General features: G+C 68.6%; 20 protein-coding genes. 12 read left to right on the forward strand and 8 right to left on the reverse strand.

Features of this window, described 5'->3' with window-relative positions:
• The first annotated feature begins 1 nt into the window (after position 1).
• A complete protein-coding gene (locus AC1DKR_RS06345) occupies positions 2–2,041 on the forward strand; it encodes an FUSC family protein (RefSeq protein ID WP_478031827.1) in 2,040 nt (679 codons plus the stop codon).
• A 136-nt stretch (positions 2,042–2,177) separates the two neighbouring features.
• Positions 2,178–2,576: a hypothetical protein gene (locus tag AC1DKR_RS06350; protein WP_478031829.1), complete on the forward strand. Its 399-nt coding sequence runs from the start codon at positions 2,178–2,180 to the stop codon at positions 2,574–2,576.
• 188 nt (positions 2,577–2,764) lie between these two features.
• On the opposite strand, the gene recD is transcribed toward AC1DKR_RS06350, so the two are convergent.
• From recD to recC, 3 genes are read right to left on the reverse strand one after another with little or no spacing between them, the layout of a single operon-like run.
• Positions 2,765–4,645 (reverse strand): exodeoxyribonuclease V subunit alpha, encoded by a 1,881-nt coding sequence (recD, locus tag AC1DKR_RS06355; protein ID WP_478031831.1) that lies wholly within the window; start codon positions 4,643–4,645, stop codon positions 2,765–2,767.
• Entirely contained in the window at positions 4,642–8,316 is a 3,675-nt protein-coding gene (recB, locus tag AC1DKR_RS06360; protein WP_478031832.1) for an exodeoxyribonuclease V subunit beta, read from the reverse strand. Before recB ends, recD begins: the two co-directional genes overlap by 4 nt.
• Positions 8,313–11,654 (reverse strand): exodeoxyribonuclease V subunit gamma, encoded by a 3,342-nt coding sequence (gene recC / locus AC1DKR_RS06365; protein ID WP_478031834.1) that lies wholly within the window; start codon positions 11,652–11,654, stop codon positions 8,313–8,315. The genes recB and recC overlap by 4 nt, the downstream gene beginning before the upstream one ends.
• A gap of 194 nt (positions 11,655–11,848) precedes the next feature.
• Between recC and AC1DKR_RS06370 the strand changes: the two genes are divergently transcribed.
• From AC1DKR_RS06370 to AC1DKR_RS06395, 6 genes are read left to right on the forward strand one after another with little or no spacing between them, the layout of a single operon-like run.
• Positions 11,849–12,637: an ABC transporter ATP-binding protein gene (locus AC1DKR_RS06370; RefSeq protein ID WP_478031836.1), complete on the forward strand. Its 789-nt coding sequence runs from the start codon at positions 11,849–11,851 to the stop codon at positions 12,635–12,637.
• Positions 12,637–13,386: an MlaE family lipid ABC transporter permease subunit gene (locus tag AC1DKR_RS06375; protein ID WP_006404088.1), complete on the forward strand. Its 750-nt coding sequence runs from the start codon at positions 12,637–12,639 to the stop codon at positions 13,384–13,386. Before AC1DKR_RS06370 ends, AC1DKR_RS06375 begins: the two co-directional genes overlap by 1 nt.
• 58 nt (positions 13,387–13,444) lie before the next feature.
• Positions 13,445–13,969 carry an outer membrane lipid asymmetry maintenance protein MlaD gene (gene mlaD, locus AC1DKR_RS06380; protein WP_006404090.1) on the forward strand — a complete coding sequence of 175 codons (525 nt, stop codon included), beginning with the start codon at positions 13,445–13,447 and terminating at the stop codon, positions 13,967–13,969.
• Entirely contained in the window at positions 13,966–14,628 is a 663-nt protein-coding gene (locus AC1DKR_RS06385; RefSeq protein ID WP_478031840.1) for an MlaC/ttg2D family ABC transporter substrate-binding protein, read from the forward strand. The genes mlaD and AC1DKR_RS06385 overlap by 4 nt, the downstream gene beginning before the upstream one ends.
• Positions 14,618–14,929, forward strand: coding sequence for an STAS domain-containing protein (locus tag AC1DKR_RS06390; RefSeq protein ID WP_176022423.1), 312 nt, complete (start codon positions 14,618–14,620; stop codon positions 14,927–14,929). Before AC1DKR_RS06385 ends, AC1DKR_RS06390 begins: the two co-directional genes overlap by 11 nt.
• Before the next feature lies 1 nt (position 14,930).
• Positions 14,931–15,932 (forward strand): MlaA family lipoprotein, encoded by a 1,002-nt coding sequence (locus AC1DKR_RS06395; RefSeq protein WP_353102192.1) that lies wholly within the window; start codon positions 14,931–14,933, stop codon positions 15,930–15,932.
• A gap of 110 nt (positions 15,933–16,042) precedes the next feature.
• On the opposite strand, the gene AC1DKR_RS06400 is transcribed toward AC1DKR_RS06395, so the two are convergent.
• From AC1DKR_RS06400 to AC1DKR_RS06410, 3 genes are all read right to left on the reverse strand, one after another.
• Positions 16,043–16,588 carry a glutathione peroxidase gene (locus AC1DKR_RS06400; RefSeq protein WP_442244247.1) on the reverse strand — a complete coding sequence of 182 codons (546 nt, stop codon included), beginning with the start codon at positions 16,586–16,588 and terminating at the stop codon, positions 16,043–16,045.
• Between the two features lie 135 nt (positions 16,589–16,723).
• Positions 16,724–17,125: a hypothetical protein gene (locus AC1DKR_RS06405; RefSeq protein WP_478031846.1), complete on the reverse strand. Its 402-nt coding sequence runs from the start codon at positions 17,123–17,125 to the stop codon at positions 16,724–16,726.
• 71 nt (positions 17,126–17,196) lie between these two features.
• Entirely contained in the window at positions 17,197–18,744 is a 1,548-nt protein-coding gene (locus tag AC1DKR_RS06410) for a DNA recombination protein RmuC (RefSeq protein ID WP_478031848.1), read from the reverse strand.
• Positions 18,745–18,789: 45 nt separating this feature from the next.
• Here AC1DKR_RS06410 and AC1DKR_RS06415 point away from each other — a divergent pair, with 45 nt between their 5' ends.
• Positions 18,790–19,395, forward strand: a complete 606-nt coding sequence (locus tag AC1DKR_RS06415) for a glutathione S-transferase family protein (protein WP_428704837.1) — start codon at positions 18,790–18,792, stop codon at positions 19,393–19,395.
• A gap of 341 nt (positions 19,396–19,736) precedes the next feature.
• Here the strand turns inward: AC1DKR_RS06415 and AC1DKR_RS06420 are convergent, their stop codons facing one another.
• On the reverse strand, positions 19,737–20,744 hold the full coding sequence (locus AC1DKR_RS06420) for a zinc-binding alcohol dehydrogenase family protein (protein ID WP_080150189.1): 1,008 nt from the start codon (positions 20,742–20,744) through the stop codon (positions 19,737–19,739).
• An 89-nt stretch (positions 20,745–20,833) separates the two neighbouring features.
• Between AC1DKR_RS06420 and AC1DKR_RS06425 the strand changes: the two genes are divergently transcribed.
• Positions 20,834–21,808: a LysR family transcriptional regulator gene (locus AC1DKR_RS06425; RefSeq protein WP_428704839.1), complete on the forward strand. Its 975-nt coding sequence runs from the start codon at positions 20,834–20,836 to the stop codon at positions 21,806–21,808.
• A gap of 12 nt (positions 21,809–21,820) precedes the next feature.
• The gene (leuE, locus tag AC1DKR_RS06430) at positions 21,821–22,450 is read left to right on the forward strand and encodes a leucine efflux protein LeuE (RefSeq protein WP_165378510.1); all 630 of its coding nucleotides are present in this window, start codon (positions 21,821–21,823) and stop codon (positions 22,448–22,450) included.
• Here the strand turns inward: leuE and AC1DKR_RS06435 are convergent.
• Positions 22,388–23,356, reverse strand: coding sequence for a LysR family transcriptional regulator (locus AC1DKR_RS06435; protein WP_478031854.1), 969 nt, complete (start codon positions 23,354–23,356; stop codon positions 22,388–22,390). The two genes, leuE and AC1DKR_RS06435, sit on opposite strands and share 63 nt — an antisense overlap.
• Before the next feature lie 110 nt (positions 23,357–23,466).
• Here AC1DKR_RS06435 and AC1DKR_RS06440 point away from each other — a divergent pair, with 110 nt between their 5' ends.
• Positions 23,467–24,543, forward strand: a complete 1,077-nt coding sequence (locus tag AC1DKR_RS06440) for an aldo/keto reductase (RefSeq protein ID WP_080277669.1) — start codon at positions 23,467–23,469, stop codon at positions 24,541–24,543.
• Positions 24,544–24,570 lie beyond the last annotated feature (27 nt).

Raw genomic sequence — 24,570 nt, forward strand, 5'->3', positions numbered from 1 at the left:
GATGAACGGGCTGACCGACCGCCAGGCCTGGCTGTTCTCGATCAAGACCTACCTGGCAGCGATCGTCGCGCTGTACATCGCCATGGCCGGCAACCTGTCGCGCCCGTACTGGGCGATGGGCACGGTGTACATCGTCAGCCAGCCGCTGCTGGGCCCGACCCGGGCCAAGGGCGTGTACCGCATCCTCGGCACCCTGGCCGCCGGCCTGGCCACCCTGCTGATGTTGCCCGCCCTGGTGGAAACGCCGCTGGTGCTGAGCGCAGCGATGTCGATCTGGCTGGCCGGCTGCCTGTTCCTGGCCCTGCTCAACCGTGGCCCGCGTGGCTACGCGTTCCTGCTGGCCGGCTACACCACTGCATTCATCGGTTTCCCGGCGGTGACTTCGCCGGAGACCATCTTCGACACCGTGGTGGCGCGCAGCGAGGAGATCATCCTCGGTACGGTGGTAGCGGTGCTGTTCGCCTCGCTGCTGTTCCCGGCCTCGGTGCGGCCGATGCTGGGCGCGCGCATCGGCAACTGGATGGAGGACGCGGCGCAGTGGTGCCGGCAGATCCTCGAGCGCGGCCGCGCGCATGCCCCACGCAACCGGCTGGCCGCCGACCTGGTGCAGTTCGAGGCGCTGATCGAGTTCCTGCGCCGCGATGATCCACGCCATGCCGGCGCGGCCGTATCGATGGAGCGCCTGCGCGAACGCATGCTGTTGCTGCTGCCGGTGCTGTCATCGATCGCCGACCGCCTGAGTGCGCTGCGCAGCGATGGACAGACCCTGCCCGAGGGCCTGCCGACGCTGGTCGATGACATCCACGACTGGATAGACACGCCGTCCAGTGCCAGCGACTACGCGCGCCTGCGCGCACGCATCAGTGCGCTGAAGCCACAGGTGGACCGCGATCTGCAGCACCTGCAGCTGGCCAGCCTGCTGCTGCGCCTGGAGGAGCTGGTGGACCTGTGGCAGGACTGCCGCACCCTGCAGCACGCAATCGACCAGGGCACCGCGCCGCTGGACCGTGCGCACTACCGCATCCGCACCGAACGCACCGCCACCGACAAGCACGTCGACTACGGCATGGCACTGTTCTCCGCGCTCAGCGCCGGCGTGGCGCTGATGAGCTACTGCGTGCTGTGGATCGGCCTGGGCTGGGAGGGCGGTGGCAACGGCGCGATGATGGCCGCGGTGACCGCCGCGTTCTTCGCTGCACAGGACGACCCGGCGCCGAGCATGGTCTCGTTCCTGGTGTGGGCGATGGTGGCTTCGCTGGTGGCCGGCGTGTACCTGTTCGGCGTGTTCCCCGCCGTGCACGACTTCGGCCTGCTGGCGCTGGTGCTGGCGGTGGCGTTCCTGCCACTGGGCCTGCTGTTGCACCACCCGAAGAGCGCGCTGTTCGCGCTGCCGCTGACGGTCAACCTGGCTGCGCTGCTCAGCCTGCAGAACACCTACAGTGCCAACGTGCAGACCTTCGCCAACTCGTCGATCGCGATGTTCATCGGCATTGGCTTTGCGGTGGTGATGACCCGGCTGTTCCGCTCGGTGGGTGCCGAATGGACCGCGCGCCGGCTGGTACGGCAGGGCTGGACCACCCTGGCCGAGGCGGCCGAAGGCCGTGGCCAGCAGGATCGCCAGCGCTTCGCTGCGCGCATGCTGGATCTGCTCGGCCTGCTGGCACCGCGCCTGGCGGCGACCCCGGAAGGCAGCGACATCGCGTCGGTGGACATGCTCAACGAGGCGCGCATCGGCCTGAACATCCTGCAGCTGCGCCGCGCCCGCCTGGAGCTGCCGGAGCGCAGCCGCGAAGCGGTCGAGCACATCCTGGAGGAAGTGGCCGTGCACTATCGCCGGCAGATCGCCGCACGCAAGCCGATTGTGGCGGCCGAGGCGCTGCGCGAACGGCTGGACACCTCGCTGGGACGGGTCGGCAGCGTGGCCGCCTGCAAGGCGCGCGACGAGGCGCTGATGGGCCTGGTCGGCCTGCGGTTCGCGCTGTTCCCGGAAGCGAAGGCGCTGACGTTGGGGTTGGCGGACGCCACAGCGCCGTCCGTCTGATGCGATCCGCCGGGCATGGCCCGGCGCTACCCTGTCCGCCTGATAGGAATCGCCGGGCATGCCCCGGCGCAGCCCTTATCCTCCGGTAGCGCCGGGCCATGCCCGGCGGCTTTTCACCAGACAACAGGAAGCTCCAATGAGTTACGACATGATGGTGTTCGAGCCCAGCGTCGCCCCGCGTGAAGCGGCGGCGTTCATCGCCTGGTTCGAGAAGCAGACGCAGTGGAACGAACGCCACGAGTACGACGACCCGGCGGTCAGCAGCCCGGCGCTGCAGGCGTGGTTTGCGGAGATGGCGGCGGTCTTTCCGCCGCTGAACGGCCCGCTGAGCAACGACGATGACGATCGCGCCGAAGTGACCGAGTACAGCATCGGCCGCGATGTGATCTATGGCGCATTCGCGTATTCGGTGGCCGAGCGCGCGCACGGGCTGGTGCAGGACCTGGCCGAGAAGCACGGCGTGGGGTTCTTCGATGTCAGCGCTGACGAAGCGGCGATCGTGTATCCGGATGGGCTGGTGTTGATGCCGGAGTAGGTTTGGCGGCAGGGCTGCGCCCTGCACCTGCCGAATCAACGGCAACGGCAAAAGCGGGCGATCCGTGGGATGGCGGGGTGGGTCCGGTTGCGGGGGACGCTGCAAGTACGTCCCTGTAAGCTCGGTCGCGCCATCCATGGCGCTCACGCCCCCGCAACCGGACACCGATGTGATGGTAAGGCTGGCGTTTAGAACAACGTGCCCTGCACGGTGGGTTCTTCGCCGCGCACCGGTTCCTCGGTCACCTCTTCCGCACCCAGCCGCCACGCCAGGCCACCAAGGCGGCTGGCATGTCGTTTCAATGCCGCCTCCAGCACCTCGGCGCTGCCGGCCACCTGCAGGCGCTGGCGGGCGCGGGTCAGGCCGGTGTAGACCAGTTCGCGCGACAACACGCGGCTGTCCTGCCTTGGCAGCTGCAACCACACTTCATCGAATTCCGAGCCCTGCGCCTTGTGCACGGTCATCGCGAACGCGCTCTCGTGTGCGGGCAACGCTGCCGGGTGGAAGGCGCGGGGCTGGTCGGCGGTCTCGCCGGGGAACCAGGCCACCATCGCACCGCTGCCATCGCGCAGGCAGATGCCGATATCGCCGTTGAACAGGCGGTGGCGGTAGCTGTTTTCGGTGATCAGCAGCAGCCGGCCCTGGAAGTAGCCCGGGGTGTTGCCAGCCAGCAGCTGTTCAACACGGCTGTTGAGGCCACGCGCGCCCTGCGGGCCTTCGCGCAGTGCGGTCAACACGCGCAGGCGGCCGGCCTGCTGCAGTGCCTGCGCGGGATCCGACGCGTCGGCCAGCGCGCGCCAATGGTCGAGCAGATGCTCGCGTTGGCCGCGCAACGGATCAGCTTCGCCTTCATGGAAGCGGACGCCCGCCAGTTCACCACTGCGCAGCAGGCGCAGGGCGGTGCCACTGTCACCGCCACGCACGGCCTGCGCCAGCGGCGCCAGGTCCAGCGCATCACTCTGCCGGTAGCCACGCTGCAACTGCACGCGGCGGCCTGCGAACGCGCGCGGCGGTGCCTGCGGCTGCAGCGTCGCCGCTGCCAGCAGTCCATGCAGCGCCTGCGCATCGTCGGCGCGGGTGCCGATGCCATCGCCGCTGGCGCGCAGGATAGCGCTGAGCACATCACCGGCTTCCACTGACGGCAACTGGTCGGGATCGCCGAGCAGGATCAGGCGGGTACCGCTGGCGATCGCGTCGACCAGCTTTGCCATCAGCGGCAGGTCGATCATCGAAGCTTCGTCGACCACCACCACGTCCACCGGCAACGGATTGTCGGCGTGATGGCGGAAGCGCGGTGAATCGGGAATCACCCCGAGCAGGCGATGCAGGGTGGTGCCTGTGCTGGGCAGCGCGGTGCACAGCGCCGGATCCAGCCCCTGCTCCTGCAGCCGCTGTACGGCCAGGCGCAGGCTTTCGGCCATGCGCTCGGCAGCGCGGCCGGTGGGTGCGGCCAACGCTACCTTCGGCACGGGCAGGCCCTGATGCTGCGCCTGTGCCGCCAACAGCAGCAGCAGGCGGGCGATGGTCGTGGTCTTGCCGGTACCGGGACCACCGGTGACCAGGGCCAGCGGGTGGCGCAGGGTTACGCCAGCCGCACGGGCCTGGTGGTCCTCACCCGTTGCGGCGTGCGGGAACAGACGCGCGAACAGTGGCGCCACGGCGGCCATGTCCGGTGCAGGCAGCGGATGGCGGCCGATGCGTTGCAGGCCGACAGCCAACTGCCGCTCGTATTCGCGGTAGCGGCGCAGGTACAGCAGACCGTTCTCCAGCACCAGCGGCGCTTCCGCGGCGGCGGCGCTGGCATCCTGCGGGGTCGCCACCCAGGGTGAGGCCTGCAGCTGCGCCAGCCACTGCGCAGGTTCGGGCCATGCCGGAATGCCATCGATCACGCGCTGGGGCTGGCGCGGATCGAAACCAGCGTGCCCCTGCGCCACGGCCAGCGAGGCCAGTGCGGCAGCCAGTGCCACGTCGTCCGGCGTGTCCTCGCGCAGGCGCTTGAGGCTGATGGCCAAGGCGTGGTCCAGGGTGCGCAGCTGGCCACTGCGATGCAGATCGCGCAGCAGGTTCATGCGGTTTCTCCGCGCGCGCGCGCCGCCATCTCGGCCTGGGCTGCTTCGCCGCCTGCAAACAAGGCATCCAGCGCATCCACCAGCTCAGGCGCGAAGCGCTGCACGTGCACGCCATTGCCGGCAATATCCAGACCCCGGCAGAACAGATAGCGGATACCGCCCATGTCGCGCGCGTAGTCGTATGCCGCGCCCAGGCGGAAGCGCAGCCAGCGATGCAGGGCCACGGTATAGATCAGCGCCTGCAGGTCGTACTCGCTGTGGCGCATCGCGATCTCCAGCAGGTCCGGGCTGTAGCCCGGCAACCGGTTGGATTTGTAGTCCAGCACATACCAGCGGCCATCACGCACGTAGGTCAGATCGATCTTGCCGGTCATCAGGCCTTCCAGCCTTCTGCGCAGGCCGAAACCGCGCCGCGCGCTGGAGATGCCGTGCTCGTGCAGCAGCTGCAGCAGCACCGGTACTGCGGTCGGCTCGATGGCGAAGTGGAACTCGATTTCGGCCCGGCGCTCATGCTCGGGCACGCTGCACAGCGCACCGCCTTCGGGCAGCGGTACGGTGAGGGTGTGGCCGACCAGCGGCACCAGCACCGCCACGCCATCGTCCAGATCCTCGTCGGCATAGCCTTCGTCGTGCAGCGAGCGGCGCAGCACGTCGGCCTGTCCCTCCGGTGCCGGTTGCTGCGGCTGCCAGTGCGACCACAGTGCGAAGTCGACGTTCTCCAGTGCATCGTGCAGCACATTGCCGAAGCGGCTGCCCATGAAGCGCGGATCCGGCGGTGCTGTGTCTGCTGCGGCGGCGTCCGGCAGCGCCGGTTCCAGCGGCAGCTCGGCACCGGCGGGTTCGTCGGCAGCCGGTGCCGGCAGTTCGGTGGCCGCCGCTTCGATATCGTCGCCGTTGCCAGCGTCGGCATGCGCCAGCTGGGTGAAGCTGTAGACCCACCAGTCATGTGGCACACGGCGGGTCAAGGCACGCACCGCAGGCAGCTCACCTTCGGTTTCGGCCAGCAGCTGCGGCAGGCGGCCCGGCGGCGTACTGTCATCCAGGTCCACGTCCGCGTGCGCACGCAGCGCCTGCAGGTCGCCCAGCAACGGCGTCAGGCGGGTCTTCGCATGGCCTGCCAGATCGCCGGCGGCGATCCACAAGGCATGCTCGGCGCGGGTCAGTCCCACGTACAGCAGGCGCGCGTCTTCTGCACGCTGTTCGCGCTCGCGCTGGCTGCTGGCCGCGTCCCAGGCGTCGTCCCTGTCCAGCTTCCAGTGCAGCTGGCGCTCGCCCTGCAGATGCACGGTGCAGTGGGTGGCGGTGTTCGGTGCGCCGCCATCGATGCCCACGAACGGCAGGAACACCAGCGGGTATTCCAAGCCTTTGCTCTTGTGCAGGGTGATGATCTGCACCCGTCGGGCGTCGGACTCCAGCCGCAGCAGCTGCTGCTCGTCATCCTGGTCGGCGTTGGCCATCTGCCCCTGCAGCCAGTCCAGCAGGCCGTGCATGCCCAGTGCCTGCGCGGAGGCTTCCTGCAGCAGTTCGCCCAGCTGCAGGTAGTTGGTCAGGCGCCGCTCGCCGTCGATCAGTGCCAGCAGGCGTTCGCCCTGCGCGGCGCAGACGTCGGCCACCACCGCGAACGGGCCGCCACGCTGCCAGCGTTCGCGCCAGTGCAGCAGCTGTGCCTGGAACCCGCGCTGCAGATCCCCCTCACGCTCCATGCTGGCAATCGCACTTGCGCGCTGCCCCAGCAGCACCGTTGCCAATGCAGTACGCAGTCGCCCTTCGTCGGCCGGTTGCAGCAACGCCAGCAGCAACGCACGCAGGTCACGGGCCTCGCTGGTGGCAAACAGGCTCTGCTTGCCGGCCGCCACCGCGGGAATGCCGACTGCGGCCAGCGCACGCTGCACCAGCGTGGCTTCGCGATGCGAGCGCACCAGCACGGCGATATCGCCGGGTTGCACCGGGCGCCCACGCAGCAGCGCGGTGCCGGCACGCGCCTCCAGCAGGATCTGGTGGATCGCGGCCACGCAGGCCTGGGTCGCCGCGTCGCGCGACGCATCGGCGCCAAGGGCCTTTTCACCGTCGCTGCGCAGCAGGCGCAGGGTCAGCGCCGGTGCGGCCCGGCCATCACGCAGGTAATCCTCATCGGTACGCACGCCACCGGGGCGCACCGGCTCGAACTGGATGTCGCGTTCGAGGAAGGCGTCTTCGCCAGCGTTGTCGTACAGCGCCTGCAGCGCGCGCAGCACGGCCGGGCGCGAGCGGAAGTTCTGGTCCAGCGCCGGTGCCTGCTCGGCCACCTGCTTGGCTTTCAGATAGGTATGGATGTCGCCGCCGCGGAAACCATAGATGGCCTGCTTGGGGTCACCGATCAGGAACAGCGCCGGTTGCAGCCCCAGTTCGTCCACCTCCGGCGAGGCGCCGAACACGGTATGGAAGATGCTCCACTGGCGGTCATCGGTATCCTGGAATTCATCGACCAGGGCGATGCGGTACTGCGCACGCAGCTGCTTCACCAGGTCCAGCCGCTGCGGGCCTTCCAGCGCGCGGGCGACGCCATCGATCAGATCGTCGTAGGTCTGCACGCGGCGCAGGCGTTTCAGGGTCAACAGACGCTGGGTGGCATCCTCGCGCAGCGCATGCAGGACGTTCAGCGCACTGGCCCGCAGCCACTGCTCACGCTCGGCGAGCAATGCGACATAGCGCGCCAGCGGTGCCTGCAGCGGCGAAGCTGGCGTGCGGTCCGGGAACTTCTTGTTGGTCTTGTCGGCAAGGATGTCCGGCAGCAGTGCGGGCAGGCGATCGCTGAGCAGCAGCTCGCGCGGGTCACCGCGCTCGGCCCAGGCCAGCACATGGCGGGCAAGCGACTGCAGCCAGCCCAGCTTGTAGGACACGCCGTTGAGCCACTTGTTCTCGACCGCCGTGCACAACGCTGCAAAGAAGGCCTCGCCGTGCGCGCACACGGCAGCAGCCAGTTCCGCCGCGACGGCCTCCAGTGCTGGCCGCGGGTCGGCGAGCGCCAGTGGCTGTGGTCGCGGATGCAGGGGGGGCGATGCCAGCAGCGCGCGCAGGTCAGCCGCCAGCGCATCCGGGGTGGACCACAACCAGGTCAGCGGTTCCAGCGTGGCCGGGTCGTTGGCGTGCACACGCCAGAGATCGGCGGCCAGTTCTTCCAGCAGTTCGCGATCGCTGGCCAGCAGTTCCGGCGGGTCGAAGGTATGCCCACTCTCCAGCGCGTGTTCGCGCAGCACGCGTGTGCAGAAGCCGTGGATGGTGAAGATCGCCGCCAGGTCGATTTCATCTGCAGCCACCTGCAGCCGCCGCTTCAACGCCTTGGCGCTTTCCGTGCCGTCCTGCAGGTGGCGTTGCAGCACCTGCCGGGTCAGTACCGTGTCGGGCGTTTCATCATCGCCGGGCGGCAGATCGACCAGGCGTGCGGCCAGGACCAGGCGTTCGCGGATACGCTTGCGCAGCTCCTGTGTGGCAGCGTCAGTGAACGTCACCGCCAGGATCTGGCCGATACGCAGGCCCTGCTCGACCACCAGACGGGTGAACAGCGTCGCCAGGGTGAAGGTCTTGCCGGTGCCGGCACTGGCTTCAATCAGTCGCGTGCCGTGCAGCGGCAGCGCCAGGTAGGGGTCGGGGAAACGCGTGTCGATGAAAGAGCCCTCGGCAACGCTGCTCATGCGTGGCCTGCCTGTGGATCATTGCCGAAGCTGCGGCCTTCGCGCACGGCGCTGAAGACCACCTGGCTGTTGCGCAGCAGGTCGGCGTAACTGGCGTCGTCGGCGAACGGGTCGGCGCCACGCAGCAGCAGCTGCCAGGCATCACTGCTGGCTTCACCCCAGCTGCGGTCGCTGCCATGCCATTGTTTCCAGCCTTCGCTGCGCTGCTTTTCCACCGGCGCGTTGAACAGCACCCAGCCGGTGTAGGGCGCGAAGCGAAGCGGTTCGCGCAGACCGCGCTGGCGCAGCTGCAGCAGCGCGCGCAATGCTGCGCGTGCTGCAGGCACGGTCAACGCAGGCAAGACATGCGGACCGGGGCCGGCATCACCGCCATCGTGGAACTGCACCAGCGGCAAAGCATCGCCGGCGGCGTTGGCCAACAGCCAGTCCAGCCCTTGGCGGATCACCGCGTTGCCGTTGAGGGCGCCAGCGCGCAGGCGCACCAGACCCTCGGGATGGCGATCGCCCACCCACCCATGCAGGCGCACACCGTCGATCTCCACTTCATAGCGGCGGCTCTCCAGCGGCGTGCCCTGCAACCAGCCGAGCATGGCCGTGGCGTACGGGCGGGTCTTGAGCTGCTCCACTTCGAACTGGCGCTCGCCGAGGATGCCCGACGGCAGCAGCCCGCGTGCGCGCAGCCGCGGGTACAGCGGCTCGCTGTCGCCGGCCAGCGTGGCCTGCACCACGGCCAGCTGCACGCTGCGCTTCTCCGGCCCGCGCGAGGACAGCACCAGCGGCTCCAAGTCGTCGACGTCCTGCACGTCGTCAGCCAGGCGCAGGCCCAGCGATTGCGCGAGGAACTGACCCGCCGGATCGCACAGGAAACGGCGCAGGCTCTCCAGCGAGACCTCCTCTTCCACCGCGTCCTCCACCGGTAGCGGCAATGCGGTGTCGAACCACGGCAGCAGACCACTGCGCTGCCCGCCCAGTCGCCCGGCGGCGGGATGCCACTGCCGGCGGTAGCTGAAGCGGCGTGGGTCGCCGTCACCGAAGGCGGCCGGCGAGAACGGCTGCAGCGCGTGGCGCACGGTGAAATCCCGCGTGGCAACCGGCGGATCCAGGTGATAGGCCGCGGCGGCGTCGATCAGTTCGCTGACCAGCACTGACGGCTCCCGCACGCTGCCATCGCGCGGGTCCGCGCCGAGATAGCTGAGGTAGAACACGTCCTGCGCCGCGGCGAACAGCTGCAGGAACAGGAAGCGGTCATCTTCGCGGGTGGAGCGGTCGCCCGGGCGGCGGCGCGGCGTATCCAGTTCGGCGGTGAGCTGGTTGAGGCCGGCGGCCGGATCTCGACGCGGGAAATCACCATCGTTGAGGCCGAGTACGCAGATCACCCGGAACGGCAGCAGGCGCATCGGCACCATGCGGCCGAAGCTGATGCCACCGGTCAGCAGCGGCGCCCGGGTGTCGGCCTCGGCCAGTGCACCGGCGAAGTGCGCACGCACCACCTCCGGTGGAACGCCGTCGGCGAACCCGGCCTTGTACGCATCCTCGGCGAACTGGTTGAGCAGCTTGCGCAGGCGCTCCAGCGCGCGCTGGCTGTTGGGTGAGCTGGGCGGCGTCGGCAGCAGCGCATCAAGCATCGACAGCAGGCGCTGCCGCCACAGCGCGGGGGTCAACAGTTCGCCGAGCCGGCGCTGGTAGACCACCAGCACGCGCAGCAGGCGCAACAGGCGGTCCAGCGCATCCAGCGCCCCGCCTTCCAGTTCGATCCACGGCGCCACCCCGGCCAGGTCCACCTCGCTGCCGGTGGCGTGGCCCAGCAGCAGGCGATCCAGCGCGAACTGCCAGGTGTAGGCGTCGTCACTGGGGGCCTGCAGCTGGCCGCGATGGTTGGCATCCAGGCCCCAACGGGCGCCCGCCTGCTGCAGCCAGCCATGCAGACGGTCGAAGTCGACCGCTTCCAGGCCGGCGGCCTCGGCCAACGGCGCACTGGCCAACAGATCAAGTACCTCGTTCAGGCCGAAGCGCGAAATCGGCAGGCCGAGCAGGTGCACGAACACGTCGGCCAGCGGTTCGCCGGCCAGCGGACTGCTGTCGGCCAGCGCATAGGGAATGTGCTCGTCGTCGCCACCACGCCCGCCGAACACCGCTTCCAGATAGGGCACATAGGGATCGATGTCCGGCGCCAGCACGGCGATCTCGCGCGCCTGCAGCGGCGGGTCGAAGCGCGGGTCCTGCAGCAGGCTGCGCAGCTGGTCGTGCAGCACCTGCAGCTCGCGCAGGCGGGTGTGGCAGGCGTGCACCTGCAGGCTCGGGTCGTCGCTGCGCAGGCCATCGCGCAGTTCACCGGAAGGCAATGCACGACGGTGGAACAGGTCGCGCTGCAGGCGATGCAGCAGGCTGTCGGACAGCCCGCCCTGGTCCATCGTCGGCCGCGTGTCTTGCTCCGGGTCGGAATAGGCCGCGATCTCGCCGGCCGGATGCACCACTTCATAGCTGCCCAGCACCGCCATGAAATCGCGGCCAGCCGCACCCCACGCTTCCAGCAGGCGGTTCTCGCCGGCGGCCTCGCCGAACGGGTCCGGCGCACCGCTGCGCAGGCGCTCTGCCAGGGTCTGCAGGTCGCCCCAGTAGGACTGCACCGGCGTGGGCAGATAGAAATGCAGTTCGCCCACCCGCGACTGGGTGGCCATCACCCGCAGTACGTCGGGCGAGATGTTGAGGGTGGCGAACGCCGACATCCGCGGCGGCAGGCCCTGCGGCAGCGGTTGGCCGGCGCCCTCGAAGCGGTCCAGGTACGCCTGGATGCGGCGCGCGCGGTAACCATGGCCGGCGGCGATGCTGCGCCACAGGATGGCCTGCGGATCGGCCGCGTCGGCGCCGGCTTCCCAGCGCAGCAGCCAGTCGCGGCGCCAGGCCTGGTACTTCTCGAACACCGAGGCCAGTTCGCCGGCCAGGGCCCAGGGTTTGAGCGCGTCGCCCCCGGCAAGATAGGACTGCAGCGCGCGCATCGGTGGCTGCGCCAGCAGCTGCGGATCGCGCAAGGCCTGGTACAGGCGCCAGTGCAGGGCGGCCGCGTCCAGGTCGTCGGCTTCGCCCTCGACATTGGCGTTCAACGCACGGGCGACGAACTCACCGGGGGTCAGGAATTCCAGGTTGGCGGCCACGCCATACTCGGCAGCCAGTGTCGCCTGCAGCCAGCGCCGCATCGCCACCTGCGGGATCAGCACCACCTCCGGCGCCAGCAGCGGCTGTCCCGGTACCGGCACACGCACGTTGCGCGCCAGCAGGGCAGCCAGCACGTCCAGCGAATTGGAATGGTAGAGGCGGAAGTCGCTGCCCGGGTCACTCATCGTGCACAGTGTGCAGCACACCCGCCCGTATTCAATCCCGGGGTACGGTGATCGCGACGGATTGTTCCGGTCGTTTTCGGAATTGTCCCGGTCTGGCGACGGTCCGGCCGTGCAACAATACTGCACCGTCCAGTCTGCTTATGTTCAGCAGTCTGACCCGATGCTTCAATGTCGAAAAAACGTTAAGGGTGCCCATGTCGGCTTCCACTCCCAGTCTGGTGCAGTTATCCAACGTCCGCATCGACCGGAGCGGGCGCACGATCCTGCGCGATGTTTCGCTGCAGGTGCCCAAGGGCAGCATCACCGCCGTGCTCGGTCCGTCCGGCAGCGGCAAGTCGACCCTGCTGGCGGCGCTGACCGGCGAACTGCGCCCGGTTGCAGGTGACATCACCCTGTTCGGCAAGCCCATCCCGCTGCGCACCGCCGAACTGCTGGAGATGCGCAAGAGCGTCGGCGTACTGCTGCAGGGCAATGGCCTGCTGACCGACCTGACCGTGGCCGAAAACGTCGCCCTGCCGTTGCGCACCCACACCCGCCTGCCGGCAGCGGTGCTGCGCCGGCTGGTGCAGATGAAGCTGCATTCGGTGGGCCTGCTGGCCGCCGCCGATGCCTGGCCGCGTGAACTGTCCGGTGGCATGGCCCGCCGCGTGGCACTGGCCCGTGCGTTGGCCCTGGACCCGCCGCTGATGATCTACGACGAGCCGCTGACCGGGCTGGACCCGATCGCCTCGGGGGTGATCATGAGCCTGATCCAGCGCCTCAACCACAGCTTGGGCCTGACCAGCATCATCGTCAGCCACCACGTGCACGAGACCCTGCCGATCTGCGACCAGGTGATCGCGATCGCCAACGGCGGCATCGTGTTCCAGGGCACGCCGGAGGCACTGCAGTCCAGCGAGGACCCGCTGCTGCGGCAGTTCCTGCACGGCCAGCCCGACGGTCCCATTCCATTCGACGCCGCACCGCGCGCGAGGGTTGCCTGATGCCGTTCGTGCAAGCCACCCGCTCGCTGGGTCGCGCCGGCCTGTTCTCGCTGACCGTGCTGCGCGGTTCGCTGCCGACCCGTGATTTCCTGGCCGAGCTGACCCGCGAGATCTACAAGATCGGTGCGCGCTCGCTGCCGATCATCGCCGTGGGCGGTGCCTTCGTCGGCCTGGTGCTGACCCTGCAGGGCTACCGCACGCTGACCACCTTCGGTGCGGCCGACGCGCTGTCGACCCTGCTCGGCCTGTCGCTGTACCGCGAACTGGCACCGGTGCTGACCGCGCTGCTGTTCATCGGCCGCGCCGGCAGCTCGATCGCCGCCGAACTGGGCCTGATGCGCGCGACCGACCAGATCAAGGCGCTGGAACTGATGGCCATCGACCCGGTGGCCAAGGCCGTGGCGCCGCGCTTCTGGGCGGCAGTACTGACCGTGCCGCTGCTGACCGGCATCTTCTGTTCGCTGGCGATCAGCGCCAGCTATTTCGAAGCGGTGCACGTACTGGGCCTGGACAACGGCGTGTTCTGGTCGGCGCTGCGTGGCAGCGTGGACTTCTGGGACGACTTCGGCGTGGCGATGCTGAAGTCGGCGATCTTCGGCGGCACCGCCGCACTGGTTGCCGCCTATGTCGGTTTCCACGCTGAACCCACCATCGAAGGCACCTCGGTCGCCACTACCCGTGCGGTGGTCAACGCCTCGCTGCTGGTGCTGATGTTCAACTTCGTGCTGTCGGCAATGTTGTTCACCTAACCCCTCCATCGGCGGCGCGCATCGGCGCGCGGCCACCACGACTGATCAGGTAATCCACATGGCCATCCGCGGTCCCAGACTCGAATTCTCCGTCGGCGCTTTCCTGCTGCTGGCCCTGGCCTCGCTGATGGTGCTGGCCGTCGCCTCGACCAACCAGCGCTGGAGCTGGGGTGGCGAAGGCTATGAACTCAAGGCGCGCTTCTCCCAGGTCGGCCAGCTGCGCAAGCAGGCGCCGGTGAAGATCGGTGGTGTCACGGTCGGCCAGGTCGCGGCGATCGACCTGGACCCGGTGAAGTTCGAATCGATCGTGACCCTGCGCATGGACAGCAAGGTCAAAGATCTGCCGGCGGACACCTCGGCCGGCATCTTCACCAGTGGTTTGCTCGGCGAGAGCTATATCGGTCTGCAGCCGGGCGGCGATCCGGACGTGCTGAAGCCCGGCGAAGAGATCGTCTTCACCCAGCCGGCCGTGGACCTGATCCAGCTGGTCGGCAAATACATGTTCAGTGGCGGCGCCGGTGGCGGCGCTGCTCCGAAGCCCAACGATGGCGCGCAGGCGCCTGCAACGGAACCGCAACCATGAAGATGAAACTGATCCCGGCCCTGCTCGCCTCGTCGCTGCTGCTGGCCACCCCGTTCCTGGCCCAGGCGCAGGCCGCCGCGCCCGCTGCTGTCGCCCCCCAGGGCCAGGCCGGCAAGGTGGTGATCGACGCCAGCACCCGCATCCTCAACACCCTGCAGCAGCGCCGTGCCGAATTCAGCGGCAACCCGGCGAGCCTGCGCAGCTACATCGACAGCGAGCTCAACCGCACCTTCGACCGCGACTATGCCGCGCGCCTGGTGCTGGGCGCGCACGCCCGTGGCGCCGCTGACGCTGACATCAAGCTGTTCGCCAATGCGATGGCCGACAACCTGATGCAGCGCTATGGCTCGACCCTGCTCAACATCCAAGGCAAGCCGAGCTTCCGCCTGAAGGGCGAAAGCCCGCTGCCGGGTAACCGCGGCGTGCGCGTGAGCACCGAGCTGGTGCGTGCCGGCAGCGAGCCGACGCCGGTCGAGTACTGGATGCGCAATGAAGGCGGCCAGTGGAAGATCTTCGATGTGAACATCGAAGGCATCTCCTACGTGCAGACCTTCCGCAACCAGTTCGATGCCCCGCTGCGCCAGAAGGGCATCAAGCAGGTGGCCAACGATCTGCGCAGCGGCAGCATGCAGGCCGGGCCGGCCGGCAATGGCAAATAAGGCGCTGGCGCTGCTGGAAGGTGACACCCTGCGCCTGCGCGGGGTGCTCGACCGTGCAGCGGTGATCGCGCTGTGGCCGCAACTGCAGGCCCTGCCGGCGCAGCTGTCGCGGCTGGAACTGGCGGAGGTCGAGCGCGTGGACAGCGCCGGCCTGGCGTTGCTGGCCGAGCTGGCCGCGCGCGCGCGCCAGAGCGGCCATCCGCTGACCATCTCCGGCGCCCCCGCCGGTTACAACGAACTGAGCGCGGCCTACCGGCTGTCGCCCGACCTGGACTTCAACGCTACTTCTGCTGCGAGCTGACATGAACGTCGTGCGCGTTTTCCCTCTGATCCTCCTGGCCGCCGCGCTCAGCGCCTGTGCCGGCAAGCCGGCACGCAACGACGCGCCGGTGGCCGACACCGTGGTGCCGGCGACGAGTACCGCCCCCGTCGATAGCGCAGCTGGTGCCGATGCACCTGCTGCGAACGCCATTGCCGACGCCCCCGTACCTGCTGCGGCCTCTCCGGCACCGGCTACCGCTTCGCAGGGTGCAACCGGCAATGACGCCGCCGCCACCGCTCCGGGCGGCGATGACGACTTCGACGCGCTTTACGGCGCCAACGGCAGCACCACCAACACCACCGCGTACGACCCGTGGGAACCGTTCAACCGCAAGGTGCACGGCTTCAACAACGCCGTCGACCGCGGTATCGCCCGTCCGCTGGCGACCGCCTATACCCACGTAGTGCCGCGCTTTGCCCGTACCGGCGTGAGCAACTTCTTCAGCAACCTGCGTGCACCGCTGACCATCACCAACCAACTGCTGCAGGGCCGCCCGGCCGATGCCTGGGACAGCCTGGGCCGGTTCCTGATGAACAGCACGCTGGGCGTTGGTGGCCTGTTCGATCCGGCCAGCAAGGCGATGGTGCCGCGTCGCAACGAGGACTTCGGGCAGACCCTGGGTGCCTGGGGCTGGCGTCGTTCGCGTTACGTGGAACTGCCGTTCTTCGGCCCGCGCACCGTGCGCGATGTGTTCGGCCTGGCCGGTGACATCCCGCTGTCGCCGATCCGCCGCATCGAGAGCGACAAGTACCGCATCGGCCTGCAGGGCCTGCAGCTGGTCGACACCCGCGCGCAGCTGCTGGCGATCGACGACCTGCGCGATACCGCGGTGGACGAATACGCGTTGGTCCGCGATGCCTGGATGCAGCGCCGCAACTACCAGATCGAGAACGACCTGCGCGGCAAGCGCGAGCGTGGCAGCGACGATGCGAACTCGCCGATCCCGGTCGATGCGATGCCGATGCCGCAGTGGACAAACTGATCTACGTTGGCACCGCATGAACGAAAAACCCCGCCTAGGCGGGGTTTTTTTTGGGCGCTGTGGGTCGGGTCGGAGCCCTTTCCCGTGGAAAGGGATCCGACCCCGGCCGATCAGGCAGCCAGCGCAGCCTCGACCGCCTCGCGCAGGCGCGCATCATCGGCGGCAACGTCCGGGGCGAAGCGGGCGATGACCTTGCCATCGCGACCCACCAGGAACTTCTCGAAGTTCCACAGCACCGCCGGCGCCGCGTGGATCGGAATTTCCTTGCTGGCCAGGCGCTCGCGCAGCGGGCCTTCGCCGATCGCCTGCGGCTGCGCGGCGGTCAGCTGCTGGTACAGCGGATGGGTGTCTTCACCGGCCACGCTGATCTTGGCGAACATCGGGAAGCTCACGTCGTAGGTCAGCTGGCAGAACTGCTGGATCTCCGCCTCGCTGCCCGGCTCCTGGCCGAGGAAGTTGTTGGCCGGGAAGCCCAGCACTTCCAGGCCCTGCGCGTGCTTCTCCGCGTACAGCGCCTGCAGGCCTTCGTACTGCGGGGTCAGACCGCACTTGGACGCCACGTTGACCAGCAGCAGTACCTTGCCCTGATAGTCGGCAAGAGAAGACGGCTGGCCGTCGATGGTGGTGAGGGAAACATCCTGGATCGAGGTGCTCACGCGGGGGCTCCGGCTACAACGGGGAAAGGCCCACCAGCATACCGCTGCACGTGACTGGTAGTGCCGGCCGCTGGCCGGCAACCTCAAGAATCTTCGGGAACGGTCAGGGCTGCCGGCCAGCGGCCGGCACTACCTTCAATCCACGCAGATCGTGCCCTGCGCCTTGCCACCGTCGATGCGCTGACGGCAACCGAAGTTCTGGCTGACATCACGCTGGCAGGTGCCGGTCGCCACCACGCCGGCAGCGACCTCGCCCGTCGCCAGGCACTGGCCACTGCAGTCGCTCTTGCTGCTGCAGGACTTGCCCGCGTCGGCATACGGAATCACGCACTGCACGCGTTGCAGTCGGCCCAACGGCTGTAGCGTGCCACCCGCAGCCCGGCAGTCCACATCGCGCGCTTCTGCATAGGCTGCAGCGGCTTCAGGGCTGTCGGCCGCCGTGGCTGCCGTGCCTGCGTCTTCACTGGCCGGTGGGGTGCTGCTGCAGGCGGCAAGCAGCGTGCCCAGGGCAAAGCTGGCAAGGAATCGGAGGCGCATGGCGGTACCTGATCGAGGTGAGCGGCGGCCAGCATACGCACAGCGCGATGCACGCGGCGTGTCAGCGCTGCTCAGGCCTCTTCACCCTCGTTGCCTTCTTCGCCAGCCTCCTCGGGCAGCAGGCTGTCGGGAAGCAACTGCCGACTCTGTTCGGCCGGCAGCGACTCGACGTCCCGCAGCTTGCGGGCGATGGCACGCGTGCGTACCCCCGTCTGGTCGATCTGCTTGCTGGCCTGGTCGAGCTTGGTCTTCACGCTGTCGAGCACGCTACCGAATTTGCCGAACTCGGTTTTGACGGCACCCAGCAGCGTCCACACTTCACTGGACCGCTGTTCGATGGCCAACGTGCGGAAGCCCATCTGCAGACTGTTGAGCAGCGCGGTGACGGTGGTCGGCCCGGCCACCACCACGCGATGCTCGCGCTGCAGCAGGTCGACCAGACCCGGGCGCCGGATCACCTCGGCATACAGTCCTTCGGTGGGCACGAACATCACCGCGAAATCGGTGGTGTGCGGCGGCACGATGTACTTCTCGCAGATCGACTTGGCCTGCACGCGGATCGCGCGTTCCAGCTGGATGCCCTGCAGGCGCACGCCCTCGGCATCACCCTGTTCCTGCGCATCGAGCAGGCGCTCATAGTCTTCGCGTGGGAACTTGGAATCGATCGGCAGCCAGACCGGCGTGTCGTCGTCGCGACGGCCCGGCAGGCGCACGGCGATGTCGACCATCTCGTTGCCGTCAGGACGCACCTTCACCGCGCGCGCGTACTGTTCCTGGGTGAGGGTCTGCTCGAGGATGTTCTCCAGCTGCACTTCGCCCCAGCTGCCGCGGTTCTTGACGTTGGTCAGTACCCGCTTCAGGTCGCCCACGCCGGTTGCCAGCTGCTGCATTTCACCCAGCCCGCGCTGCACCTGCTCCAGCCGTTCGGACACCAGCTTGAACGAATTGCCCAGCCGCGTTTCCAGTGTGGACTGCAGCTTCTCGTCGACGGTATGGCGCATCTGCTCGAGCTTCTGCGCGTTGTCGGCCTGCAGCGCGCGCAGCTGTTCTTCCAGGGTGGCGCGCATTTCCGAGATGCGCTGTTCGTTGCGCTGGGTCAGCTCCTGCAGGCGCAGGCCCAGGCTCTCGGTCAGGCGCTGCTGCGACTGCGCGCCCTCTTCGCGACCCTTGCGGGCATCCTCCACCAGGGCCTGCCGCAGCGCACCGAACTGGGTGTCGGTACGCGCGGTCAGTTCCTGCAGCTGCTGGCCAAAGGCATGGATGCGCGCCTCCTGCTGCTGGCCGAACACATCCAGCTGCACGCGCAGTTCCTGCAGGCGTTCACCCAGCGAGGCGGCACTGCGTTGCTGGCTGTCAGCCGCCTCGGCGCGGGCCTTGCGCGCATCTTCGCCCAGCGCTTCGCGCAGCAGATCCAGACGCTGATCGGTGCGGGTGGACAGATCGGTCAACGCGCGCGCGAACCCATCGAGCTGCTCGCGCAACTCGCTGCGGCCGACGCGCGCTTCATCACGCACGGCCTGTTCCAGCCGATCATGGGGCGGGCGGCGCAGCAGCGCCACCAGTTGCAGGACGAGCACGACCAGCAGCAGGCCGGCGACGAGGAGGAATTCGGTTTGCATGTGGCAAGTGTAGGCTGGCCCAGTCTCACGTGCTGAAACGAGCCCATGTTTGTACTGTACGGAAAGCCCAGCTCGATCAACGTGCGCAAAGTGCTGTGGCTGTGCGCCGAACTCGATCTGCCGTTCTCACATGATCCGGCACCTGCGCCGGACGTGCTGTCCACGCTGAATCCGAACCGGCAGGCACCGGTGCTGCGCGATGGCGACTTCGTGCTGTGGGAGTCCAACAGCATCTGCCGCTACCTGGCCACCCGCCAAGGACGAGTCGATCTGCTGCCGGGCGCTGCACAGGCCCGTGCCTTGGTCGAACAATGGATGGACTGGCAGGCCGGCGATCTCAACAGCGCCTGGCGCCACGTGTTCATGGCCCGCGTGCGCCAGCACCCCGACTTCGCAGACGACGCACGCGCCGAGGCAAGCCTGGAACAATGGAACCGTCTGATGACCGTGCTCGACCACCAGCTTGCCGCCAGCAATGCCTACGTGGCGGGCACCGACTTCAGCCTGGCCGACATCGTCCTCGGCCTGTCGACACAGCGCTGGCGCAGCACCCCCGGCAACAAACCTGTGCTGCCCCACGTAGACGCCTGGTTCGAACGCCTGCGCCCCCGGCCGGGCTTTGCCGAGCATGTGGACAACGGCGTGGCGTAGCACGCTTGCTTGGCTTCATCCACGCATGGCGTGGAGCTACTGTGTCGACCAAGGTCGACACCTACCAACAGCGGCGGGAAACCGTCGAAGGCGGGGCGGTGTGGGTTTGCGGGGTGTGAGCCGCATGGATGCGGCGACCAAGCCCCCATGGGTGAGGGCGCTTTGCGTGCGAAGCACTGCTTCGCAAGCGCCCGAACGCCCAGCCGCCAGCGGCTGGGCCGGCCTGGGGGTTCACGGCGCCCCCGCACACCCACACCGCCCCGCCAACCCACAGGAAGCCTGCTCTGGCTCTGGCTCTCGCTGTTGCCGTTGCCTCTGCGGGTGCCGGGCGCAGCCCGGCGTTACCAGCCTTCCAGCACGATCTTGCCCTTGGCCCGGTGGCTCTCCAGCAGCGCGTGCGCGCGCCGCAGGTTGGCCGCGTCAATGCGCCCGAAGTGCTCGCCCAGCGTGGTCTGCAGCACGCCGGCATCGACCAGATCGGCCACCCGGTTCAGCAGTTCGTGCTGGCGCTGCATGTCCGCGGTCCTGTACAGCGGCCGGGTGAACATGGATTCCCAGTGCAGCGACAGCGCCTTGCGCTTGAGCGCCATCACATCGATCTGGCCCGGATCATCGATCAGCCCCAGCTGCCCCTGCGGTGCCAGCAGCTCGACGAGCTGCGCATAGTGCTGGTCGGTGTGGGTCAGGCTGGCCACATGGTCCACCTGGGTGATGCCCAGCCGGGCCAGGCCCTCGGCCAGCGGCCGGGTGTGGTCGATCACATGGTGCGCGCCCATCGCCTGCACCCAGTCCTGGGTCTCCGGGCGCGAGGCGGTGCCGATCACCGTCAGCTTCGTCAGCCGGCGCGCCAACTGCACCAGGATCGAACCCACGCCACCCGCTGCACCGATCACCAGCAGGGTCTGGCCCTCGCCGCCGCCTTCGGCAATACGCAGGCGGTCGAACAGCAGTTCCCATGCGGTGATCGCGGTCAACGGCAGCGCCGCAGCGGCGGCATCGTCCAGGCTGGCCGGCTTGCGGCCAACGCTGCGCTCGTCCACCAGCTGGTACTCGGCATTGCTGCCCGGGCGATCGATCACACCGGCGTAGTACACCGCATCGCCGGGCTGGAACAGGGTCACCTCGCTGCCGACCGCATCGACCACACCGACCGCATCCCACCCCAGCACGCGCGGGCCGTCGGTGGCGGCGCCGCGCCGCACCTTGGTGTCGACCGGATTCACCGCCACCGCGCGCACCGCCACCCGCAGGTCGCGCGGGCCCGGCTGGGGCAGGGGCAGGTCGAGATCGATCAGGGCCTGCGGGTCGTCGATCGGCAGGCCGGCTTGGGTGTAGGCAATGGCACGCATGGGGGATATCCAGGGAGGAGAGACCACAGCGTGCGCCGTGCGCAGGGGGGCGGAAAGGCGCAGAATCGGTCAACACTTTCACTGCAGCAATGAAAATGGTCCGCTTCGACGATCTGCAGCTGTTTGTCCGTACCGCCGCGCTGGGCAGCTTCTCCCAGGCCGCGCGCGAGGCCGACCTGCTGCCGGGCCAGGTTGCCGCGGCGGTAGCACGGCTGGAACGCGAACTGGACCTGCGCCTGTTCGTGCGCACCACCCGCAGCCTGCGCCTGACCGCCGAAGGCGCGCTGTACCTGCCCTACGCACAGGAGGTTCTGAGCACCCTGCGCGAAGGCCAGGCGCGGGTGCAGGGCGAGGACGCCGAACTGCACGGCACCCTGCAGTTGTCGGCGCCGTCGGACTTCGGCCGCAACCTGCTGCTGCCGTGGCTGACCGCGTTCCGCGCTGCGCATCCACGGCTGCGCCTGCACCTGCGCCTGTCCGACGAAGTGGCCGACGTGTTCCGCGATCCAGTCGACGTGGCCATCCGCATCGGCCACTTCGACGACGCCAGCTACGTCGCCCTGCCCTTGGTGGAACAGAACCGGCGGGTGCTGGCTGCGTCGCCCGGGTACCTGCGGCAGCGTGGCACGCCCAGCCGCCTGGAAGATCTGCGCGAGCATGATTGCCTTGTCTACCAGCTCGGCGGCCGCGCCTACGACCGCTGGTCGTTCGAGATTGAGGGGCGCCGCGTGGTGATCCCGGTGCGCGGGCCACTGGTCTGCGACGACGCCGACGTGGTGCGGCGCTGGGCGGTCGCCGGCGAAGGCATCACCTACAAGTCCTGGCTGGACGTCCGCGACGACGTGCTGGAAGGGCGCCTGCAGGTGCTGCTGGATGGCATCGGCAGCCACATTCCCCTGCAGCTGGTCTGCCCCCATCGCAAGCAGTTCTCACCGGCGGTGCGGCAACTGCACGCGCAGCTGCGCCAGCATCTGCAACCGCTGCTGTCCGCCATGCCCGGCAATGGCGACACGCCCCTGTCGCCTGCGCCAGCACTGGCCGACAATGGCGCTCCCCCGTTGTAAGAGAGTCGCGCCATGCCGTGGATGGGCATCCAGGACCTGTGGACCTTCCTGCTCGCTGTGCTGGTGTTTCTGGCGCTGCCCGGGCCGGGCACCTTCACCCTGCTGACCGCTACCGGTCGCGGCGGTGTGCGCGGCGGCTACACGGCGCTGGCCGGCCTGCTGGTCGGCGACCAGATCCTGATGTGGCTGGCACTGGCCGGCGTGGCTGCGCTGCTGAAGGCCAATCCGACGGTGTTCCATGCCGTGCAGTATCTCGGCGCGGCGTATCTGGTGTGGGTAGGCATCAGCCTGCTGCGCACGCCCAAGGGTGACGGTGCCGAAGTTGGCCCGGTGCGCATGCAGCCCGGACGCTACTTCCACCAGGCGATCCTGGTCAGCCTGCTCAATCCGAAGGCGATCCTGTTCTACATGGCCTTCCTGCCGTTGTTCATCGACCCGAAGGCCCACCAGGGCATCGCTACGTTCGCCGCGCTGGCCGGGATCATCTTCGTGGTCAGCATCGCCTACTGCTCGCTGCTGATCTGGGTCGGCAACCTGGCCCGCCGCCGGTTGATCCAGCACCCGCGGGTCAGCGATGCGCTACGGCGCGTGGCCGGGCTGTTCCTGGTCGGCTTCGGCATCCGCCTGGGCCTGAACGGCTGAGATCCCGTCGGCGTGGCAGGCAGCGCGCAGGTGGTCGATGAACACCCGCAGCTTGGGCGCCATATGCTCGCGCGCCGGGTAGTACAGATGAAAGCCGGGGAACGGCGGCTGCCAGTCCTCCAGCACGCTGCGCAGGCGGCCGGCAGCCAGGTCGTCGGCGACCAGTGAGGCGAACCCCTGCGCCATGCCCAGCCCAGCCAGCACCGCCGCATAGGCCAGTTCGGCATCGTTGAACACCAGCCGGCCCTCGACGGCTACGTCCAGGTCACGCCCCTCACGGCTGAACTCCCAGGGCATCAGCCGGCCATTGGCGCGGCGATGGACGATACAGTCGTGGCCCTGCAGCTCCTGCGGGCTCTGCGGCACACCGTGGCGCGCGAAGTAGCCCGGCGTGGCCACCACCACCTGGCGCTCGGGCGGCCCGATCGGCACCGCGATCATGCCCTGCGCCAACGATTCCCCCAGGCGGATGCCTGCGTCGAAACCCTCGGCGACCAGATCGGTCAACGCCGGTTCCGCGCACAGTTCCACCTCCACCTGCGGATACCGGGCCAGGAAGGACGGCAGCGCCGGCAGGACCCGGCGCTCGGCAACGATGCGTGGCAGGGTGATGCGCAGCCGGCCGGCCGGCACGGTCCGCGCGCTGTCCAGGTCTTCGAAGGCCGATTCGATCTGTGCCAGCCCGCCACGTACGCGCTGCAGGAAGCGCGCACCGTGCTCGGTCAGGCCCACCCGGCGCGTGGTCCGTTGCAACAGGCGCACGCCCATCCGCGCTTCCAGCGCGCGCACGCTCTGTGACAGTGCCGAGGTCGAGACACCAAGCGCATCTGCGGCGCGGGTAAAGCTGGCGTGGTCGGCCACATGGACAAACGCGACCACCGCCGACAGCGGTGCGGAGGGATCCATTGTGAAGCCCTTCTTCATTGTCAGTTCGGATGTGTCCAGTTTATCCACAGGATCATCGGGCGGATGCTTTCCCTCCCGGCGGCACACCGCCTCCTCCAATGGAATGCCACATGTCACTTGATCACTACCGCCTGCTCGGTCGCTCCGGCCTGCGTGTCAGCCCGATGGCGCTGGGCACGATGACCTTCGGTGCCGATTGGGGGTGGGGCGCGGACGAAGCCGAGGCCCGCCGCATCTTCGATGCCTACGTCGAACGCGGTGGCAACTTCGTTGATACCGCAAACAACTACACCAATGGCAGCGCCGAGACGCTGCTCGGGCGATTCGCCCAGGGCCGCCGTGAACGGCTGGTGATCGCCAGCAAGTACACCCTGGCGACCGTGCCCGGCGATCCGAACAACGCCGGCAACCACCGCAAGAGCATGATGCGCTCGGTGGAGGACAGCCTGCGCCGACTCGGCACCGACTACCTGGATCTGCTGTACCTGCACGCCTGGGACGACACCACCGGGGTGGACGAGGTGATGCGCGGTTTCGACGATCTCGTGCGCAGCGGCAAGGTGCTGTATGCCGGCATCTCGGACACGCCGGCCTGGCAGATCGCCCGCATGCAGACCCTGGCCGACCTGCGCGGTTGGGCGCCGCTGGTGGCCCTGCAGATCGAATACAGCCTGATCCAGCGCAGCGTCGAACAGGAGCTGCTGCCGATGGCCGAGGCGCTCGGGTTGGGCGTGGTGGCGTGGTCGCCGCTGGGCAGCGGGGTGCTGACCGGCAAGTACAGCGCGGCTGATCTCACCACGGCCGAGCCGCCGGAGGCTACGCCGGGCGGTTCCCGGCGCAACGTGGCCCTCATCAATGGCGCGTTGACGCCACGTTCGTTGAACATCGCCGGGGAAGTCGCTGCCGTCGCGGCGGAACTGTCGCACTCGGCTGCGCAGGTCGCTCTGGCCTGGCTGCTGCAACGACCCGCGGCCGGGGCCATGCCGATCGTCGGTGCACGCACCCTGGACCAGTTCGAACACAACCTGGCGGCGCTGGATCTGGCGCTGCCGGCTGAGGCGTTGGCACGGCTGGATGCGATCAGCGCGGTCGCGCCTGCCTTCCCGCACGACTTCCTGCAGATGCCGCTGCCACGCATGCTGATGAGCGGTGGTACGCGCCTGCAGCCACGCGCGCTGGGCAGGTAACAGCGGGGGCGCGCTATGCTGGCGCCC

Source organism: Stenotrophomonas sp. 01N47 (assembly GCF_056399165.1).

Coding starts and splice junctions, on each gene's coding strand:
- AC1DKR_RS06390 (WP_176022423.1), top strand. CDS start 14,618: ATGGCAAATAAGGCGCTGGCGCTGCTGGAAGGTGACACCCTGCGCCTG.
- recC (WP_478031834.1), bottom strand. CDS start 11,654: ATGAGTGACCCGGGCAGCGACTTCCGCCTCTACCATTCCAATTCGCTG.
- AC1DKR_RS06415 (WP_428704837.1), top strand. CDS start 18,790: ATGTTTGTACTGTACGGAAAGCCCAGCTCGATCAACGTGCGCAAAGTG.
- AC1DKR_RS06385 (WP_478031840.1), top strand. CDS start 13,966: ATGAAGATGAAACTGATCCCGGCCCTGCTCGCCTCGTCGCTGCTGCTG.
- AC1DKR_RS06370 (WP_478031836.1), top strand. CDS start 11,849: ATGTCGGCTTCCACTCCCAGTCTGGTGCAGTTATCCAACGTCCGCATC.
- AC1DKR_RS06375 (WP_006404088.1), top strand. CDS start 12,637: ATGCCGTTCGTGCAAGCCACCCGCTCGCTGGGTCGCGCCGGCCTGTTC.
- AC1DKR_RS06420 (WP_080150189.1), bottom strand. CDS start 20,744: ATGCGTGCCATTGCCTACACCCAAGCCGGCCTGCCGATCGACGACCCG.
- leuE (WP_165378510.1), top strand. CDS start 21,821: ATGCCGTGGATGGGCATCCAGGACCTGTGGACCTTCCTGCTCGCTGTG.
- AC1DKR_RS06345 (WP_478031827.1), top strand. CDS start 2: ATGAACGGGCTGACCGACCGCCAGGCCTGGCTGTTCTCGATCAAGACC.
- recD (WP_478031831.1), bottom strand. CDS start 4,645: ATGAACCTGCTGCGCGATCTGCATCGCAGTGGCCAGCTGCGCACCCTG.
- AC1DKR_RS06440 (WP_080277669.1), top strand. CDS start 23,467: ATGTCACTTGATCACTACCGCCTGCTCGGTCGCTCCGGCCTGCGTGTC.
- AC1DKR_RS06435 (WP_478031854.1), bottom strand. CDS start 23,356: ATGGATCCCTCCGCACCGCTGTCGGCGGTGGTCGCGTTTGTCCATGTG.
- AC1DKR_RS06425 (WP_428704839.1), top strand. CDS start 20,834: ATGAAAATGGTCCGCTTCGACGATCTGCAGCTGTTTGTCCGTACCGCC.
- recB (WP_478031832.1), bottom strand. CDS start 8,316: ATGAGCAGCGTTGCCGAGGGCTCTTTCATCGACACGCGTTTCCCCGAC.
- AC1DKR_RS06395 (WP_353102192.1), top strand. CDS start 14,931: ATGAACGTCGTGCGCGTTTTCCCTCTGATCCTCCTGGCCGCCGCGCTC.
- mlaD (WP_006404090.1), top strand. CDS start 13,445: ATGGCCATCCGCGGTCCCAGACTCGAATTCTCCGTCGGCGCTTTCCTG.
- AC1DKR_RS06410 (WP_478031848.1), bottom strand. CDS start 18,744: ATGCAAACCGAATTCCTCCTCGTCGCCGGCCTGCTGCTGGTCGTGCTC.
- AC1DKR_RS06405 (WP_478031846.1), bottom strand. CDS start 17,125: ATGCGCCTCCGATTCCTTGCCAGCTTTGCCCTGGGCACGCTGCTTGCC.
- AC1DKR_RS06350 (WP_478031829.1), top strand. CDS start 2,178: ATGAGTTACGACATGATGGTGTTCGAGCCCAGCGTCGCCCCGCGTGAA.